The organism is Halorubrum amylolyticum (genome assembly GCF_004114995.1).
Classification (GTDB): domain Archaea; phylum Halobacteriota; class Halobacteria; order Halobacteriales; family Haloferacaceae; genus Halorubrum; species Halorubrum amylolyticum.
Genome location: NZ_SDJP01000068.1, coordinates 1 through 581, shown reverse-complemented (window position 1 = coordinate 581; position 581 = coordinate 1). Strand labels below are relative to the sequence as shown.

The window sequence follows — 581 nt, the reverse complement described above, 5'->3', positions numbered from 1 at the left end:
TTCGCTCGTATTTGCCGTTTTGAAGCCCGACAGAACAATTATTCCGGTCGCAGCGAATACGTCAGTTATGCCCGACTCCTCTTCAGACCCGCTTCCCGGCACGGATCTCGACGCACTGATCGACGACGCGACGACGACCGCCGACGTGAAAGCGCTGTCGGCGTTCGGATATGAGACGCGATATCGACTCGTCCGCCTGTTGGTCGACGCGGATGGCGCGGTCAGGTTCGACGAGATCACGCCCTACGTGTCCATAAGCGACAGCGCTGTCAGTCACGCGTTGACGCTTCTGTGTGATGCCGGACTCGTAAAAAAGCAAAAAGATGGACGCTCGCGCAGTTATTCGACCACGGAACGGGCGGAGGCGCTCGTGGAGGCACTTGATCGGACGCGATAAATCAGTAATTGTACGTTCTCTAGCAGGTCAGACAGAGGTTAACTCTAGCAATGGAATCACCGTTGAGCGGAACCGAGACGGGGTGGATGAATCTGGTTGCGTGAAAGTTTGAGTTACTGTGAGTCCTCTCTCGACGTTATCCATCTCGAAATGAGCCACAGAAAATGCTACCAAACTCCTTTAC

At 54.6% G+C, this 581-nt stretch carries 1 protein-coding gene; it reads left to right on the top strand.

Annotation, left to right across the window (positions count from 1 at the left end; translation table 11 throughout):
* The coding region (locus ESO89_RS18235) for an ArsR/SmtB family transcription factor (RefSeq protein ID WP_241686294.1) at positions 1–397 on the top strand (397 nt) is incomplete at its 5' end.
* Positions 398–581: the final 184 nt, after the last annotated feature.